At 73.6% G+C, this 16,618-nt stretch carries 14 protein-coding genes; 7 read left to right on the plus strand and 7 right to left on the minus strand.

Features of this window, described 5'->3' with window-relative positions:
• Positions 1-441, plus strand: a 441-nt coding sequence (locus ACYVKY_RS09455; RefSeq protein ID WP_460434720.1) for a PP2C family protein-serine/threonine phosphatase, incomplete at its 5' end; no start/stop codon positions are given.
• 110 nt (positions 442-551) lie between these two features.
• On the opposite strand, the gene ACYVKY_RS09460 is transcribed toward ACYVKY_RS09455, so the two are convergent.
• The 4 genes from ACYVKY_RS09460 to ACYVKY_RS09475 all read right to left on the minus strand — a co-directional run bounded on the left by ACYVKY_RS09460 (position 552) and on the right by ACYVKY_RS09475 (position 7,997).
• Positions 552-6,161 (minus strand): ATP-binding protein, encoded by a 5,610-nt coding sequence (locus ACYVKY_RS09460; protein WP_460434721.1) that lies wholly within the window; start codon positions 6,159-6,161, stop codon positions 552-554.
• 53 nt (positions 6,162-6,214) lie between these two features.
• The gene (locus ACYVKY_RS09465; RefSeq protein WP_460434722.1) at positions 6,215-7,204 is read right to left on the minus strand and encodes a GNAT family N-acetyltransferase; all 990 of its coding nucleotides are present in this window, start codon (positions 7,202-7,204) and stop codon (positions 6,215-6,217) included.
• A 1-nt stretch (position 7,205) separates the two neighbouring features.
• Positions 7,206-7,514, minus strand: coding sequence for an antibiotic biosynthesis monooxygenase family protein (locus tag ACYVKY_RS09470; RefSeq protein WP_460434723.1), 309 nt, complete (start codon positions 7,512-7,514; stop codon positions 7,206-7,208).
• Positions 7,515-7,604: 90 nt separating this feature from the next.
• Complete coding sequence (locus tag ACYVKY_RS09475; protein WP_460434724.1) at positions 7,605-7,997, minus strand: MerR family transcriptional regulator; 393 nt, start codon at positions 7,995-7,997, stop codon at positions 7,605-7,607.
• Positions 7,998-8,051: 54 nt separating this feature from the next.
• Here ACYVKY_RS09475 and ACYVKY_RS09480 point away from each other — a divergent pair, with 54 nt between their 5' ends.
• On the plus strand, positions 8,052-9,017 hold the full coding sequence (locus tag ACYVKY_RS09480; RefSeq protein ID WP_460434725.1) for an aldo-keto reductase family protein: 966 nt from the start codon (positions 8,052-8,054) through the stop codon (positions 9,015-9,017).
• A 36-nt stretch (positions 9,018-9,053) separates the two neighbouring features.
• Positions 9,054-9,752: an SGNH/GDSL hydrolase family protein gene (locus ACYVKY_RS09485; RefSeq protein WP_460434726.1), complete on the plus strand. Its 699-nt coding sequence runs from the start codon at positions 9,054-9,056 to the stop codon at positions 9,750-9,752.
• A 12-nt stretch (positions 9,753-9,764) separates the two neighbouring features.
• Here ACYVKY_RS09485 and ACYVKY_RS09490 read toward each other — a convergent pair whose 3' ends face one another.
• From ACYVKY_RS09490 to ACYVKY_RS09500, 3 genes are read right to left on the minus strand one after another with little or no spacing between them, the layout of a single operon-like run.
• Positions 9,765-11,072 (minus strand): ABC transporter substrate-binding protein, encoded by a 1,308-nt coding sequence (locus ACYVKY_RS09490; RefSeq protein WP_460434727.1) that lies wholly within the window; start codon positions 11,070-11,072, stop codon positions 9,765-9,767.
• A gap of 29 nt (positions 11,073-11,101) precedes the next feature.
• Complete coding sequence (locus tag ACYVKY_RS09495) at positions 11,102-11,935, minus strand: carbohydrate ABC transporter permease (RefSeq protein WP_460434728.1); 834 nt, start codon at positions 11,933-11,935, stop codon at positions 11,102-11,104.
• Positions 11,932-12,963, minus strand: a complete 1,032-nt coding sequence (locus ACYVKY_RS09500; protein WP_460434729.1) for a carbohydrate ABC transporter permease — start codon at positions 12,961-12,963, stop codon at positions 11,932-11,934. Before ACYVKY_RS09500 ends, ACYVKY_RS09495 begins: the two co-directional genes overlap by 4 nt.
• Before the next feature lie 118 nt (positions 12,964-13,081).
• On the opposite strand from ACYVKY_RS09500, the gene ACYVKY_RS09505 reads away from it, so the two are divergent.
• Genes ACYVKY_RS09505 through ACYVKY_RS09520 form a run of 4 tightly spaced genes read left to right on the plus strand, consistent with a single transcriptional unit; the run spans position 13,082 to position 16,598 of the window.
• Positions 13,082-14,041 carry an ABC transporter ATP-binding protein gene (locus tag ACYVKY_RS09505; protein ID WP_460434730.1) on the plus strand — a complete coding sequence of 320 codons (960 nt, stop codon included), beginning with the start codon at positions 13,082-13,084 and terminating at the stop codon, positions 14,039-14,041.
• The gene (locus ACYVKY_RS09510; protein ID WP_460434731.1) at positions 14,038-14,838 is read left to right on the plus strand and encodes an ABC transporter permease; all 801 of its coding nucleotides are present in this window, start codon (positions 14,038-14,040) and stop codon (positions 14,836-14,838) included. Before ACYVKY_RS09505 ends, ACYVKY_RS09510 begins: the two co-directional genes overlap by 4 nt.
• A 24-nt stretch (positions 14,839-14,862) precedes the next feature.
• Positions 14,863-15,993 (plus strand): sensor histidine kinase, encoded by a 1,131-nt coding sequence (locus ACYVKY_RS09515; RefSeq protein WP_460434732.1) that lies wholly within the window; start codon positions 14,863-14,865, stop codon positions 15,991-15,993.
• The gene (locus ACYVKY_RS09520) at positions 15,990-16,598 is read left to right on the plus strand and encodes a response regulator (RefSeq protein WP_460434733.1); all 609 of its coding nucleotides are present in this window, start codon (positions 15,990-15,992) and stop codon (positions 16,596-16,598) included. Before ACYVKY_RS09515 ends, ACYVKY_RS09520 begins: the two co-directional genes overlap by 4 nt.
• Positions 16,599-16,618 lie beyond the last annotated feature (20 nt).

A 16,618-nucleotide genomic window follows, 5' to 3' on the forward strand; every position in this document is an offset into this window, starting at 1 on the left:
GCCCGGATGGGCACCACCCTGGTGACCGCCGTCCGCGCGGGCGACGGGCGGCTGCACGTCGCGAGCGCCGGCGACAGCCGCGCCTACTGGCTCGACGCCGACGGCCTGCGGCAGGTGACCACCGACGACAACGAGGCCGAGCACCTCGTGCGGGCCGGCGTCATCAGCCGCCTGGCCGCGCGCTCGCACCCCGGCCAGTACGTGCTCACCAACTGCCTGGTGGCGAACCACGCCTCGGTCGAGGTGCAGGAGCACGCGCTCGAGGGGTCCGGACGCCTGCTGCTGTGCACCGACGGGCTGTCGAGCGAGGTCGACGACGACGAGATCGCCCGGCTCCTGGGTGACCCCAGCGCCGACGACGCCGCCGACGCCCTCGTGCAGGCGGCCCTCGACGGCGGCGGCTCCGACAACGTCACCGTCGTGGTCGTCGACCTCCCCTGATCCCCCTGTTCGTCCACCACGTTCAGTTGGTGATCGCCTACCGAACGTGGCGTGCGAGCCCCGTGAAGTGGCAGGTCGCCTCGCCAAGACGCAGTGGACGTCCTGGCAGCTCAGCGCCGTCCGGCGCGGGCGAGCCCCTCCTCCACGGCGGCGACCAGACGCGGCCGCAGCTCGGCGGGGTCGATGACGGCGTCGACCGACCCGACCTCGACGGCGCGGTGGATGCTGTGCACCCGGTCGAACTCGGACGCGACCTCGCCGAGCTTCTCGGTGCGCACGGCCTGCCGCAGCTCGGCCAGCTCGCCGACGAGCGCCGCGCGCTGCGGCCCGCTCGCGCCCTGCACCTGCTCCTCGAGCGAGCGCACGCGCGGGTCGGCCGCCGTCCGGTTGTCGACCTCGCCCGCGAACACCACGGCCGCCGCCGGGGCGCCGCCGATCACGGACGCGTACGACCCCTCGACCGCGAGCACGGTCATGTTGTCGTTCAGCGTCTTCGAGAACACGACGAACGCGCCGCCGTGGTAGCGCGACACCACGCAGAACACGATCGGCCCGGCGAAGTTGACGATGGCGCGGCCGATCTCGGCGCCGTACTCGAGCTGCAGGTTGCGCATCGAGTCCGGTGACCCGTCGAACCCGGACAGGTTCGCCAGCACCACGAGCGGACGGTTGCCGCTGGCCGCGTTGATCGCCCGCGCCGTCTTCTTCGACGACCGCGGGAACAGCGTGCCGGCCGTCCAGGTGTCGGGGCCGTCGCTCGGCGGGAACCCGCGCCGGGGCACCGGGCGCGACTCGATGCCGAGCAGGCACACCGGGAACCCGCCGAGGTGCGCGTCCTGCACCACCGAGGTCTCGGCGTCGGCCATGCCCGCCCAGCGCTCCAGCACCGGGTGGTCCTGGTCGCTGACCGCGCGCATCAGGGTGCGGATGTCGAACGCCTTCTTGCGGTCCGGGTTGGCCGTGGCCGAGAAGATGTCGCCGACGCGGGTGAAGTCGCTGCCCTCGACCTGGTGCGGGAAGTCGCTGACGTCGCGGTCGACGGGGTCGTCGGACGCCGCCCGTCGCACGCCGACGTCGCCCGGCGCGACGTAGGTGTGGTCGTAGTGGGCGGCGAGCACGTCGCAGGCCGCCCCGAGGTCGGGCGCCCAGTACTGCGCCTGGCCGTTCGGGCCCATCACCCGGTCGTACCCGCCGATGCCGAAGTTGTCCTCGGCCGAGACGCCGCCGGAGAAGTCCAGCGACTGCTTGCCGGTGAGCACCATCGCGCTGTCGGGCGTCATGACCAGCACGCCCTTGGTGTGCATGAGCATCGTCGCCTCGGCGTTCCAGTACGGCTGCGCCCCGACGTTGATGCCCGCGACCACGACGTTGATCTCGCGCCCGGCCTGGGTGAACGTGATGATGCGGCGCAGGGCGCGGGCGACCCAGTCCATGTTCTCGGTGCCCGAGTCCATCGAGATGCGGGCGCCCGCGGACAGCGCGAACCACTCGACGGGGACGTCCATCTGCTCGGCGAGGTCGAGTGCGGCGCAGATGCGGGAGCACTCGGCCTCGGACACCGCACCGAGGGCGCGCGTCGGGTCGCCGAGCAGCACGACGCGCGTGACGCCCTGCGGGTGCAGGTCGGTGGGCGTCGTCGCCACACCGACGACCACGCCGGCCTTGTTGCCGCCGGGTGCCCGGTCGACGGGCACGAGGCGCCCTGTGTCGTCGAGGTCGTGCTCGGTGAACGAACCGCCCTCCCCTGCGAGCCGCTCGACCAGCTCGTACGGGTACACCGTGCCGCGGCGACGCGAGCGGGTGACCTTCTGCGCGTAGCCGTCGAGCGGCTCGAGCCGCTCCGTCGGCGGGCCGGTCACCTCGGCGACCACGCCCTGGCCGGGACGGTGGCTGAACCGTGCGGAGACGGCGTGCACCGAGCCGTCGGGCGCCTGCACCCGTCCCTGCGCGGCGACCTCCTCGATGCCGCGGCCGGAGGTCAGTGGCGAGATGGTGCCCTTGAGCGCGGTCAGCTGCTCCAGCGGTGCGTCGATGAGCGGCCACACGTGCAGCCACACGTGGTTGGTGTCGAGACGCGCTCCGGCCGAACCCATCGACGCGCGAGCGCGCCGGATGGCCTCGAGGCACGAGGCGATCGCGCGCTCGACGTGGGGCAGGCCGGTGACGACGCCGTCGGCGTCGCGCAGCACGGCCAGCTCGCGCACCTGCGCGGTCGCGACGAGCCGCTGGTCGGACGGGTTGCCGGGCGCGACGCAGTGGTAGAGCAGGACGTCCTCGGGGGCGTCGAGGCGGGTGACCTCGAAGTTGCGCAGCCGCCACAGGTCGAGCCGGCGGGCGACCATCGGGTGCACGCCGCGCACCAGGGTGTCCTCGACCACGCCGCGGGTCGGGTCGTCGTCCTCGGCGCCGTAGGCCTCGGGCCGGAACGTCACGTACTGCACCGGCCGGTCGCCGCCGGGGCACACGCCGACGACCACGCGCCGGCTGGTGGTCGCGAACGCGTTGCGCGACAGCGCCTCTGCCAGACCTGCCGACACCTGGTCGGCCGAGTCCGGTGCCTGCGGCCAGTGCAGGTAGAGGTCGACGACGGTCTCGGTGCTCGGCGGCACGGTCTCGAGCTGGGCACCGATCAGGGCGTCCAGCGAGCCGTCGGCGAGGTCGTCCATCTGCCCGACCGTCGACACCAGCAGCGTCGGACGCCCGTCGAGCACGTAGTCGGCCACGACGACGGGGCGTCCCTCGGGCAGCGCGTCGGTGCGCTCGTCGGACTGCAGCACCTGCACCACGCCGAGCTCGTGCTCGCGGTAGTGCCGGCGGGCCAGCACCTCGAGCATCGGCTCGCGGCGGGGGGTGCCCCGCTCGAGCCGGCGGGCGAGGAACCCGACGATGCGCTCGGGGATGGCGACCAGCGCGTCGATGCGCTCGGCGCGGTCGGGCTGGTCGTCGGAGTCGGCGAGGGCGTCGAGCTCGGGTCCGACCTGCGCCATGACGCGTGCACGCGCCTCGTCGACCGCGGGCTGGTCGAACCACCGGAACCGCGCGCTGCGGGCGAGGTCGCCGATCAGCGGCTGGCGCAGCTGGGTCGCGACGACGAGGCGGTCGAGGACGTCGTGCGCGCGGCCGGCGAGGTCGCCGGTGGGCGCGGGCGTGCGCAGCCACTCCTGCAGCACGGCGGTGATGACGCCGACGTGCTGGCCCTGCTGCTGCTGGGCGAGGAAGAGCCGGTACACGGCCTCCTCGAGCACGGGCGTGCGGTCGAGCTCGTTGACGCCGTAGTGCGTCAGCGCTCGGACGAGCCTGCGCTGGAACGCCTCCGGCAGCTGCTGGCGGTCGACGTCGAGGCTCTGCAGGTAGGAGTGGAAGTGCTCGCGCGGGCTGTGCACGCGCTCGTCGGCGCCGTCGTCGTCGTGCTCGGGACGGTTGCGCGTCAGCTCGGCGACGTCAGCGAACACCTCGAGCACCGCGAGCTCGGCAGCCAGCCGGTCGCCGTCGCCCTCCCCCGCGCGGCCCTCGGCGACGGCGAGCAGGTCGGCGACCGCGCGCTGGGAGTCGGCGGGCGGCAGGTCGAACCCGAGCAGCATGCCGCGCAGGTCGCGCAGCGAGCGGGTGCGTCGCGCCTCGGGGTCGAGCGCCGGCAGCGCGCGCAGCTCGACGGCCGCAGCCGAGTCGGTGGCCGCCGCGGCCTCGTCGCCGTCGGTGAGCGGCTCGAGCCGCAGCAGCGGCGCGCCGGTCTCGACCTGGCGACCGGTGGTCACGTGCAGCTCGCGCACCCGCGACCGCGACGGCGCCGAGAGCACCGTCTCCATCTTCATCGACTCGAGGACGAGGATGCGCGCGCCGGCCTCGACCTCGTCACCGACGGCGACGGGCGTGGCGACGACCAGAGCCGGTGCGGGAGAACGCACCACGCCGCCTTCGTCACGGGTGACCCGGTGGGTCACGCCGTCGACGTCGACGCTGTGCACCGTGCCGTGGGTCGCCGCCACGACCCGGTGGGTCGTCCCGCCCACGGTGACGCGCGAGGCGAACCCGCCGAGCCGCTCGACCTCGACGTCGAGGGCGTCCGAGCCGTCGGGGTGCAGCGAGACCCGGTACCGCTCGGGCGAGACCTGCGCGACCGTGACGCGCTGGGACTGCCCGCGCAGCGCGAGGTCGACCGGACGGCCGGGCTGGTGCCGGGCCTGCGGGCGTCCGCCGTGCGCGGTCTCGAAGAAGTGCTGCCGCTCGACGGCCTCCTCGTCCTCGTACGCCTCGATCGCGGCGACGACCAGCGCGACACCCGCGTGGGCGTGCGCGACGAGGCGACCGGTGGTGCGGACGCGGTCGATCCACCCCGTGTCCGCGGTGCCGTCGACCACCTCGGGCTGGTCGAGCAGGTCGAGCAGGAAGCTCTTGTTCGTCGCGCCGCCCTCGATGACGACGTGGGTGTCGGCGAGGGCGCGCCGCAACCGGGCCAGCGCCTCGTCGCGGTCGCGGCCGTAGGCGATGACCTTGGCGATCATCGAGTCGAAGTCGGCCGGGATGGTGTCGCCCTCACCGAGCCCGGTGTCGACCCGGATGCCGGGGCCGGCGGGCAGACGCAGCAGCTCGACCCGTCCGGGCGCCGGCGCGAAGTCGCGGTCGGGGTCCTCGGCGTTGAGCCGGGCCTCGACGGCGTGGCCCGACTCCGGCGGCGGCGGTCCCTCGAGCCGTCCGCCGGACGCCACGTGCAGCTGCGCCTTCACCAGGTCGACGCCCGTGGTGAGCTCGGTGATCGGGTGCTCGACCTGGAGCCGGGTGTTCACCTCGAGGAACGCGAGCGTCCCGTCGCCCGGGTGGTAGAGGAACTCGACTGTGGCGGCGCCGCGGTAGCCGACCCGCACGGCGAGCCGCTCGGCCGACTCCTTGAGCCGCTGCACGTCGGCCGGCTTCAGCGCGACCGACGACGACTCCTCGATCACCTTCTGGTTGCGCCGCTGCACCGAGCAGTCGCGCACGCCGAGCGCCCAGGCGGTCTCGCCGTCGCTGATGACCTGCACCTCGACGTGGCGGGCGCCGGTGACGAGCCGCTCCAGGAACACCACGCCGCTGCCGAACGCGCGCTCGGCCTCGTCGCGGGTGCGCTCGTAGGCGTCCGCGAGCTCGCCGTCGGTGGTGACGACGCGGATGCCGCGCCCTCCTCCGCCCGCGGTGGCCTTGAGCATCAGCGGGTAGCCGATCGCGGCGGCGTGCTCGGTGGCGGACTCGAGGGTGTCGACCGGGCCGCGTGACCACGGCGCGACCGGCACGCCGACCTCCTCGGCGAGCAGCTTGGCGCCGATCTTGTCGCCGAGCAGCCGCATCGCCTCGGCGCTCGGGCCGATGAACGTGACGCCCAGCCGGTCGCACAGCTCGGCGAAGGCCGGGTCCTCGGCGACGAAGCCCCAGCCCACCCACGCCGCCTCGGCGCGGGTCGCGACGAGCGCACGCTCGAGCGCGGCGTGGTCGAGGTACGGCCGGGCGGACGCCGGACCGAGGTCGTACGCCTCGTCGGCCTCGCGCACGAAGCGGGCCGTGCGCTCGGCCTCGGTGTGCAGGGCGATCGTGACGAGCCGCGGCTCCCCGGGGCCGCGCGCGGCGTTCACCTCGCGCACCGCGTTCACCAGCCGCATCGCCGACTCGCCGCGGTTGACCACCGCGATCCGCGAGAACGAGGTGGTGCTCGCCGAGGGCGTGCGGGGGCCGGCGTCGGTGCTGGTCACGCCCCGACCCTAGTGACCGGGAGGGCCCGGATCACCTCAGGGACGGGTACTGGTCAGTAGGGTCGCGGACGCCGTCCGGGGGCGTCGGGTCCGAAGTCCGGCAGCCGCGCCTCGACGCCAGCGAGCAGCCAGCGAACGCGGTCGCCGACCCAGCCGTCGGCCGTGCGCTGCACCTCCCGGAGACGCTCGTGCAGGCCGTCGTCCCACACGGACGCCGCGAGCAGGGCGGTCGGTCCGAGAAGACCCTGGCGAGGGTGCCGTGCTCGGTGCACCACGTGGTCGCGAGCACGTCGCCGCTGCTCCTCTTCGAGCTCGCGGTGGGCGAGCGTGCGCAGCACCGGCGCCATCGCGTACCCGGACCGGTGGCACCAGGGATCGGCCTCGAGGAACGACAACGCCTCACCCGCGTCACCGCAGCGAGCGGCGTCGCCGAACTGCCTGCGCCATCTGTGCGTCATGTGGATGGAGTGCCCGACGTCCCCGGTGGCATACCGACGGCGCACCTGGGCGGCCTGCGCGTCGACCTCCGCCGCGAGGCCGGTCAGGGGCGGTACCGGGTCGGAACCTGGCGGGCGGAGGCGCATCCAGACGTACTCGACGGGCTGGCCCTGGTTGTACTCGCGCTCCTCGTCGGCCGTGACGCGCGCGAAGCCGGCCGCGGCGTAGGCCCGGATCGCCGTCGCGTTGTCGGGCACCACCCGCAGCGCCACCGACGGCTTGTGGCGCTGCGCGACCTCGGCGAGGGCCAGGACGAGGGCCCGACCGACGCCGCGGCCGCGGTGCTCCGGCGCGACCAGCACGCGCGCCACCTCGGCGTCGTCCTCGCCGTCCTCGAGCCAGACCTGGCCGAAGCCGACCGGCTCGCCGTCGACGCGGGCGACGAAGGTGAGCGAGTCGTCCTCGTCGGCCCAGCCGAGCACCGCCTCCGGCGGCACCGGGACGGTGTCGCGCGACACCCACCGGCGCACCTCGTCGGCGGTCGACGCCCATGACGGCACCAGCGCCGCGTGCGCCGCCTCGAAGGGGACGAGCTCGAGGTCCACGTCAGCCGCGGGTGACCTCGAAGTGCTCGACCCGCTCCGCCCTCGGCGCCAGCAGGTACTCGTCGTCGTCCGGGTAGTACCGCGCGACGTCGACCGGCTCGCCGGCGAACGCCACGACCGAGCCGAGGTCGTCCCACCACGACACCGTGACGACCTCCGACGTGCCGTCGCCCAGGTCGCGGGTGAGCAGCTGCACGCCGCGGTTGCCCGGCGTCTCGGCGTAGTGCTGCAGCCCGGTGCGGTCGAGCACCTCGACGTACTCGGCGAGCTTCGCCGTGCGCACCCGTCCCCGCCACATCCGCGTGATCATGCGGCGACGCTAGCCCCGGGCCACGACACCCGTCGACGGGGAAGATCGGGGAAGTTCCAGCACCCCTGCGGAGCCGGACCTTCCCCGGTCTCACCGCGTGGCCGTGCCCGCGGCCTCGGCGCGCAGGTCGATCTCGTCGCGGTACCAGCCGATCTTGTCCTGCAGCCGCTCGCGCCAGCCCTGCAGCTCGGCGATCTGGCGCTCGACGACGGCCTCGTGCTCCTGCAGCAGGGCGACCCGCTCGGGAAGCGTCGTCTCGTCCGTCGACAGCTCGGCGAAGCGACGCAGCTGCGCGATCGGCATGCCCGTGTCGCGCAGGCACCGCAGGAACGCGAGCCGGCCGAGGTCGTCGTCGGTGTAGCGCCGCTGCCCGCCGGTCGTGCGGTCGACGGCCGGGAGGATGCCCTCGCGCTCGTAGTACCGCAGCGTGTCGATGCTGAAACCGGACCGCTCGGCGGCCTCGGCCGGGGTGTAGGTGGCCATGTCGCCATCCTGCCCCTTGACCTGGAGCGTGCTCCAGGTCGTTGGCTGGTCGGCATGACGACTCCCCTGGTGCTCGGCGCGATGATGTTCGGGACGCGGATCGACGAGGCGACCTCGTTCGCCGTCCTCGACCGGTTCGTGGAGCGAGGCGGCACGTGGATCGACACGGCCGACTGCTACGCGTTCTGGGCGAGCGACGACGGTCGCGGTGGCGACAGCGAGCGGCTGCTCGGACGCTGGTTCGCCGCCCGGCCGGACGTCCGCGATCAGGTGCGGCTGGCGACCAAGGTCGGCGCCGAACCGCTCGAGCCGGGCTCGTGGCCGGCGCGACGCGAGGGGCTGTCGGCGGACACGGTGCGGGAGGCGTTCGCCGGCAGCCTGGAGCGGCTCGGTGTCGACCGGGTCGATCTGCTCTGGCTGCACCAGGAGGACCGGGGCGTCCCGGTCGAGGAGACGGTGGACGCGCTCGGCTCGCTCGGCGCCGCGGTCGACCGGTTCGGCGCGTCGAACCACCCGGCCTGGCGGGTGGAGCGGGCGCGCGCCCACGCGGCGGCCCGCGGGATCCGCCCGATCGACGCCTACCAGCTCAACCTCAGCTACCTGCGCCCCCGTCCCGGCACCCTCGCCCCCGGCGTCGTGCACCGGTTCGGTCACGCGAGCGAGGAGCAGCTCGACCACGCCCGCGAGCACGGCATGGACGTCTGGGCGTACACACCGCTGCTGACCGGGGCGTACGACGACGCGGCGAAGGACGTGCCCGAGGTCTTCGACCACCCCGGGAACGACCGGCGGCTCGAGGCGCTCGGACGCGTGGCCGACGACCTCGGCGCGACGCGGGGCCAGGTGGTGCTGGCCTGGCTCGTCACCCACGGCGTGACGCCGATGCTCGGCGGGTCGAAGGTGCACCAGCTCGACGAGGCGCTCGACGGCGTCGCGCTCGAGCTGTCCGACGAGCACCGCGAGCTGCTCGACGCGGTCGACCGCCCGGACGAGGTGGCGTCGCCGGTCGCGCGCCCTTGAGCGCGTGGCGCCGTCCCCGCGGTCCATCATGGACGCGTGCGCGACGCCTTCGAGTACGACAACACCAGCCCCCGCCCCACCGGGCCGGCGCTGCGGGTGATGTCGACGGTGCTGCCGGGCGTGCGGAGCGTCCAGCACCAGGTCGGGCCGTACGCGGCCGCGTGGCGCGAGGCGAACGCACGCGCGCTCACCCAGGACCTGCCGCTCTGGGTCGCGCTCGGCGACTCGATGACGCAGGGCATCGGGGCGTCCGACCCGCAGCAGGGCTGGGTCGGCCAGCTGCGCGACCGGTGGGCGGCGGACGGGCGGCCTTACCGGGTCGTCAACCTCGCCGTCACCGGCGCCCGGGTGCAGGACGCCCTCGACCGCCAGCTGCCCGCGGTGCGCCGGCTCGAGCTGCTCGGGCACGTGCCAGCCCTCGTCACGGTGCTCATCGGGTCGAACGACATCGTATCGCGCCGACTGCGTCCCGGCGTCGAGCAGCGCTTCGCCGCGCTGCTCGACCGCCTGCCACCGGGCGCGGTCATCGGCAACCTGCCCAACCCGCACACCGAGGTGGTCCGCATGGACGCCGAGCTGCGCCGCCGCGACGCCGAGGGCTCGCTGCGGCTGGCCGACTTCCGGCGGGAGGGACCGAGGACGTGGATCGGCCTGCTCTCGCCCGACTGGTTCCACCCGAACGACCGCGGCTACGCGCGGATGGCCGACGTCGTCGACGCCGCCGTCCGCTCCTGACCCCGCCCGCGGTCAGCGGTTGTAGCGGTCCAGGATGTCCTGGCCCTCCCCCGTCAGCCGCCCGCCGAGGTCCTCCAGCGAGATCTGGTCCGAGAAGTACTCCTGCAGCGCCGGGTTCGCGACCTTCGACTTCCACTCCTCGAACCCCTTCACCTGCTGGAACGGTGCCATCTGCAGGTCGTCGGCGGTCGAGGCGGCCACGTCCCAGCCGAGCTCCGGGGTGTTCAACTCCTCGGCCTGGGTGGCCTCCTGGCTCGTCGGCAGCAGCCAGTCGCCGGCCGCGAGCTTCACCTGGTTCTCGGCGTTCAGCGCGTACTCGATGAAGGCCACGGCCTCCTCCGGGTGCTCGCTGTCGGCCGAGACCGACAGGGTCTGCGACACGGCGCCCTGGGTCTGGCTCGTGCCCTCGAGCGGCGGGAGGGTCACCCACTCGAAGCCCTCGGGCGCCTGCTCCTGGATCTGCTGGCGCACCCAGATCGCTCCCGGCAGCGTCGCGTACTGGCCGGCGAAGAAGCCGGGCAGCGCGTCGGCGGACGACAGCCCGACCGCCTCGGGCGAGGCGCTCCTGTCGGTGTAGACCATCTCGTGGATGCGTCGCGGCACCTCGCCCTCGGCGTCGCCGAACACCGCGGTCGAGACGCCGTCCTCGGTCTCGAAGTACGCGCCGTCGTAACCCATCGACAGGTTGAGCACCCGGTTCGCAGGCGACTTCAGCGGGAAGGCCGTGCCGTACACGCCCTCGCCGGTGAGCTGCTGCGAGACGTCGGCGAACTCGTCCCACGTCCAGGGGTCGTCGATCGTCGGCAGCTCGACGCCCGCGGCGTCGAAGAGCGTCTTGTTCGCGAAGATCACCTGCGACTCCTGCAGGAACGGGACGCCGGTGACGGCGTCGTCGTAGGTGACGGTGTCCCAGGCCCCCTCCCGGATGTCGCCCTTGATCTCGTCGGACAGGTAGTCGTCGAGGTCGAGCACCGAACCGCGCTCGTGGAAGTCGCGCAGCGGCCCCGACTCGTAGTGGAAGACGTCGGGCGCCGTGCCGCCCTCGAACGCGGTGAGCAGCTGGTCGTTCACCGAGTTCCAGTCGCCCTGGACGAGCTCGACCTGCACGTCCGGGTTCTCCGCGTTCCAGGCGTCGACGATCTCCTTGGTCGACGCGACCGCGTCGGTCTGGAACGCCAGGCTCTGGAACTCCAGCGTGATCGGCTCGCCGTCGGCGGGCGCGTCACCGGAGTCGCCCGCCGAGTCGCCCCGGGCGCACCCGGACGCCAGCAGCGTCGCGGCGGCCAGGACGGCCACGGTCGCGGTGCGTCGTGCTCTCATCGTTCCTCCTGTGGTGGTGCGGGTCGCGATCACGACTTCACGGCGCCGCCGAGCAGGCCGCCGACGAGGCGGCGCTGGATGGCGGCGAAGAACAGCAGGCTCGGGACGGTGGCCACGAGCGAGGCGGCGGCGAGCGGTCCGAGCCGCGCGACCCCCTCGGCGCCGATGAACTTCACCAGCGTCAGCGACAGCGTGGCCAGGTCGGGGTCCTTGATCAGCACGAGGGCGAAGAAGAACTCGTTCCAGGCGTTCACGAACGCGAACATCGCGGCGGCGACGATGCCGGGGGCGAGCAGCGGCGCCACGACCGACCGCAGCGTGCGCCAGCGGGTCGCGCCGTCCATCGCCGCCGCCTCCTCCAGCTCGAGCGGGATCGAGGCGACGTACGAGCGGATCATCCACAGCGCGAACGGCATCGACCACACCACGTAGACCAGGACGAGGCCGAGGTGGGTGTCGTACAGGCCGGCGTCCCGGGCGAGCAGGAACAGCGGGATGATCACGAGGATGAACGGGAAGATCTGCGACAGCAGCACCCACACCATCGCGGCGGTGCTCACCACCGACCGGTACCGCGCCATCACGTAGGCGGCGGGCACCGACAGCACGACGGTGATGAGCGCGGACGTGCCCGCCACGACCAGGCTGTTCGACATCGACTGCAGGATCGGCTGCTCGCGGAACGCGTCGACGAAGTTCTGCAGCGTCGGGTCGAGCGGGATGACGGTGGGGTCGATGCGCGCGATCTCCGGCGGCGTCTTCAGCGCCGTCGACAGCAGCCACAGCAGCGGAAGCGCGAGGAACGCCAGGTAGACCAGCAGCGCGGCGTACTGGCCGGTGCGGGCGATCGGCGAGGTCCTCACGACGGGTTCGCCTCCTTGAGCCTGCGGCGCAGCCACACCGCGACGAAGGCGGCGATGACGAGCACCATCACGTTGCCGAGCGCGGCGGCGTACCCGTAGTTGCCGTAGCGGAACGCCTCCTCGTAGGCGAACAGCAGCGGCAGGCGCGTCGTCCCGCCGGGTCCGCCCTGGGTCAGGACGTAGACCAGCCCGAACGAGTTGAAGTTCCAGACGAAGTCGAGCGTGGTCATCGCCGCGACCACCGGGAGGATGTGGTGCCACGTGACCGCGCGGAAGCGGCGCCAGGCGCCCGCGCCGTCGACGGCGGCCGCCTCGTGCAGCTCCTTCGGCACCGACTGCAGGGCGGCGAGCAGCACCACCGTGGTCTGGGGCATGCCCGCCCACACGCCGACCACGATGACGGCGGGCAGGGCGAGCGAGAACGACGCGAGCCAGTCGACGTTGGTGTCGATCACGCCGAGGTCGCGCAGCGAGGCGTTGAGGATGCCGGCGTTCGGGTGGTAGACGAGCCGCCACATGATGCCGATGACGACGGGGGGCATGGCCCACGGCACGATCGCGAGCGTGCGCGCCAGCCAGCGCAGCCGCAGCTGCTCGTTCAGCAGCAGCGCGAGCCCGAGGCTGGCGAGGAACTGCAGCACCGTCACCGCGAACGCCCAGACCAGGCCGACGCGGAACGACTGCCAGAAGTAGGAGTCGCCGAGCAGCTGGGCGTAGTTGTCGAACCAGGTGACCGTCGTCACGACGTTCCGACCGGCGCGCGCGTCGGTGAAGCCGAGCAGGATGCCCTGCACCAGCGGGTAGACGCTGAACACCAGCACCGGCAGCAGCGCGGGCAGCGCCAGGGCCAGCCCTGCGCGGTCGAGCCCGAGGAACGTGCGGTCGCGGCGCGGGGTGCGCGGTGCCCGCCGCGGCGGCGGGTCGGCGGCCGGGAGCGCGGTCGACGGTGCCGACGTGCTCACGCGACCACCCCCTGTCCGACGCCCTCGTCGTGCCCGTCCCGCCCGGAACGGGTCGTAGGAGTGCATTGCACACCGATCGACCTGTCAAGCCGAGTACCACCGCGCACCGACCCTGACATCCGTCACGGTCGGGTCGTGACGACGGGCCGAGGCGGTCGGACGCCCTCGCGGCCAGGCTCGTGCCATGACCGATCGAGCGAACCTCCCGGCGGTGCGGCTGACCGGGGTGACCAAGGACTTCGGCGACGTCCGGGCCGTGCGCGGCATCGACCTGTCGCTCTCCCAGGGCGAGGTCGTCGCCTTCCTCGGGCCGAACGGCGCGGGCAAGACCACCACCATCGACATGGTGCTCGGCCTGTCCCGGCCGACCACCGGCACGGTCGAGGTGCTGGGGATGGACCCGCGTCAGGCGGTGGCGCGCGGCCTGGTCGCGGCCGTCATGCAGACCGGCGGCCTGCTCAAGGACCTCACCGTCCGCGAGACCGTCGCGTACACGGCGAGCCTGTTCGCCGACACCGCCGACGTCGACGAGGTGCTCGCCGCGGCCGGCATCACCGGGATCGCCGACCGCAGGGTCGGACGCTGCTCCGGCGGCGAGCAGCAGCGGCTCCGCTTCGCGATGGCGCTGCTGCCCGACCCGATGCTGCTGCTGCTCGACGAGCCGACCACCGGCATGGACGTCGAGGGCCGGCGCGGCTTCTGGTCGGCCATCCGGCGCGACGCGCAGCGAGGGCGCACGGTGCTCTTCGCGACGCACTACCTGGAGGAGGCCGACCAGTACGCCGACCGCATCGTGCTGGTGAGCGAGGGCCGGGTCGTCGCCGACGGCACCGGCAGCCAGGTGAAGTCCCTGGCGTCGGGGCGCACCGTCCGCGCCACCGTCGGCCCCGGTCTCGACACCGACCGCGTAGCCGCTCTCGGCGGGGTCGACGGCGTCGAGCTGCGCGGCGACCAGCTGTACGTGCACGCCCGCAACAGCGACGACGTCGCGCGGTACCTGCTCACCGAGGCGGGCGCCCACGACCTGGAGATCACCGCGCACGGCCTGGAGGACGCGTTCCTCAGCCTCACCGGGCACCACCACGCGTCCGGCGTCGCCGACCTGACCACCGGCACCACCGACCGCGAGGGAGCACGCGCATGAGCACCGTCACCGCCGACCCCACCACACGCCGGGTCCCCCGGTTCGGCGGCCTGAACACGACGCTGCTGCGGATCGAGCTGCTGCGGATGCTGCGCAACCGCCGCACGATCGTCTTCACGCTCGTCTTCCCGACGGCGATGTTCTTCGTCTTCGGCTCCGGCGGGGACGGCGACCAGCCGCTCGGCCCGGGAACCGCTGCAGGCGCGAACGTCTCGGCCTTCATCATGGTCTCGATGGCGCTGTACGGCGGCGCCCTGATCGCCGCCTCGGGCGGCGCGATGGTCGCGCTGGAGCGGGCGCAGGGGTGGTCGCGCCAGCTGCGGCTCACCCCGCTGCACCCGGTCGTCTACGTCGCGGTCAAGGCGGCGGTCGCGTTCGCGATGGCCGTCGTCGCGGTCGGCGTCGTGAACCTGGTCGGGGCGCTCGACGGGAAGCCGCAGATGCCGGCGAGCACCTGGGCGTGGTGCCTGCTCACGACGCTGGTGTGCACCGTCAGCTTCGCCGCGCTGGGGGTGTTCGTCGGCTACCTCGTGCCGGGCGAGAACGTGATGCAGGTGCTCGGCCCCGGACTGGCGCTGCTGTCCTTCCTGGGCGGTCTGTTCATCCCGCTCTCCCAATACGCCCCCGTCGTGCGCGACATCGCCTACTGGACACCGATGTACGGCGTCGCCGAGGTCGCCCGCGCTCCCCTGACCCACGAGCTGCCCTGGTACGCCGTCGTCAACGCCGTCGCCTGGCTGGCCGTGTTCGTCGCCGGCGCCGCGTGGCGGATGACCAGGGACACGGCCCGCGTCTGAGCGCGGGTGGGTAGCGTCGGCGCCGTGAGCACCGCGACCCCCGTCGGACGGGCGTCGAGCGGCCGGACCCCGCAGGTCGGGTTCGGCCGCTGGGGGCTGCTCTGGATCGCGGTGTGGACGTTCTTCCTGCTCGAGCCGCTCGAGGCGGGGTGGGAGCGGCGGGACACGGTGGGCGGCTGGGTCGGCATCGCGGCCACCGTCGTCTTCGGTGCCTGGTACGTCGCGGTGTTCGCGCACCAGCGGGTGCGCAACCGGCGTCCGCCGGCGTCGCTGACGCCGTGGCAGCCGCTCGCGGCGATCGCGCTGGCCGCCGTCCTGGCGGTGGTCGTCTGCCTGGCGGTCGGGCAGCACGGGACGGCCACCGCCGTGTACGTGTGCGTGCTGTGCATCATGACGCTGCGCCCGCCGCTGTCGGTGGTGCTCACCGCGCTCGTCACCGCCACCACCTACGGTGCGGGTCTGCTCGTCCCGGGCTGGACGCGCGACAACACGCTGCTGCTGTCGATGCTCACGGCGTCCGCCGCGGTGTTCGGCATCACGCAGATGATCCGGTCGAACATCGCGCTGCGGGAGGCGAACGAGGAGAACCAGCGGCTCGCCGTCAGCGAGGAGCGCAACCGGTTCGCCCGCGACCTGCACGACATCCTCGGTCACTCCCTCACCGTCATCACGGTCAAGGCGGAGCTCGCCGGTCGGCTGCTCGAGCTCGACCCGGGGCGCGCCCGCGCCGAGGTCGCCGATCTCGAGCGGCTCTCGCGGGACGCCCTGGCCGACGTGCGCCGCGCGGTCGACGGGTACCGCGAGCTGACGCTGCCGGGCGAGCTCAGCCGCGCCCGGATCGCGTTGCGGGCGGCCGAGATCGAGGCCGACCTGCCCGGCTCGACCGACGAGGTGCCGGGCGAGCTGCGCGAGCTCTTCGCGTGGACGGTGCGCGAGGGCGTCACGAACGTGGTGCGCCACAGCGGTGCCACCCGGTGCACCGTGCGACTCACTGCCCGCACGGCCGAGGTCGCCGACGACGGCCGCGGCTGCGACGGCACCCGGGTCGGCAGCGGGCTCGTGGGGCTGCGCGAGCGGGCCTCGGCCCTGCAGGCGACGGTCGTGACGACGTCGGGCACCCCGTCCGGCTTCACGCTGCGGGTGGTGGCACCGTGACGATCCGGCTGCTGCTGGCCGACGACCAGGCGCTGGTCCGAGGTGCTCTCGCCGCGCTCCTCGACCTCGAGCGGGACCTCGAGGTCGTCGCCCAGGTGGGGCGCGGCGACGAGGTGGTCGCCGCGGCGCGCGAGCACCGTCCGGACGTCGCACTGCTCGACGTCGAGATGCCGGGCCTCGACGGCATCGCCGCCACCGCCGCGGTGAAGCAGGCGGTGCCGCAGGTGCGGGTGCTGGTCGTGACGACCTTCGGGCGCCCGGGGTACCTGCGTCGCGCCCTGCAGGCGGGCGCGAGCGGCTTCGTGGTCAAGGACACCCCCGCGTCCCAGCTGGCCGACGCCGTGCGGCGGGTGCACCAGGGGCTGCGGGTCGTCGACCCGGCCCTGGCCACCGACAGCCTGCTCACCGGCGAGTCGCCGCTGACCGCGCGCGAGACCGACGTGCTGCGGGCGGCGCGGGACGGCTCGCCGGTGGCCGGTATCGCCGCGCGGCTGTTCCTGTCCGAGGGCACCGTGCGCAACCACCTGTCGTCCGCGATCGGCAAGACCGGTGCGTCGAACCGCGCCGAGGCGGTGCTGGCGGCCGAGTCCAACGGGTGGCTCTGACTGTCGCGGTGCGGCGGGAC

This window comes from Angustibacter speluncae (genome assembly GCF_054777815.1).

Coding starts and splice junctions, on each gene's coding strand:
- ACYVKY_RS09480 (WP_460434725.1), top strand. CDS start 8,052: ATGACGACTCCCCTGGTGCTCGGCGCGATGATGTTCGGGACGCGGATC.
- ACYVKY_RS09500 (WP_460434729.1), bottom strand. CDS start 12,963: ATGCACTCCTACGACCCGTTCCGGGCGGGACGGGCACGACGAGGGCGT.
- ACYVKY_RS09510 (WP_460434731.1), top strand. CDS start 14,038: ATGAGCACCGTCACCGCCGACCCCACCACACGCCGGGTCCCCCGGTTC.
- ACYVKY_RS09470 (WP_460434723.1), bottom strand. CDS start 7,514: ATGATCACGCGGATGTGGCGGGGACGGGTGCGCACGGCGAAGCTCGCC.
- ACYVKY_RS09475 (WP_460434724.1), bottom strand. CDS start 7,997: ATGGCCACCTACACCCCGGCCGAGGCCGCCGAGCGGTCCGGTTTCAGC.
- ACYVKY_RS09490 (WP_460434727.1), bottom strand. CDS start 11,072: ATGAGAGCACGACGCACCGCGACCGTGGCCGTCCTGGCCGCCGCGACG.
- ACYVKY_RS09505 (WP_460434730.1), top strand. CDS start 13,082: ATGACCGATCGAGCGAACCTCCCGGCGGTGCGGCTGACCGGGGTGACC.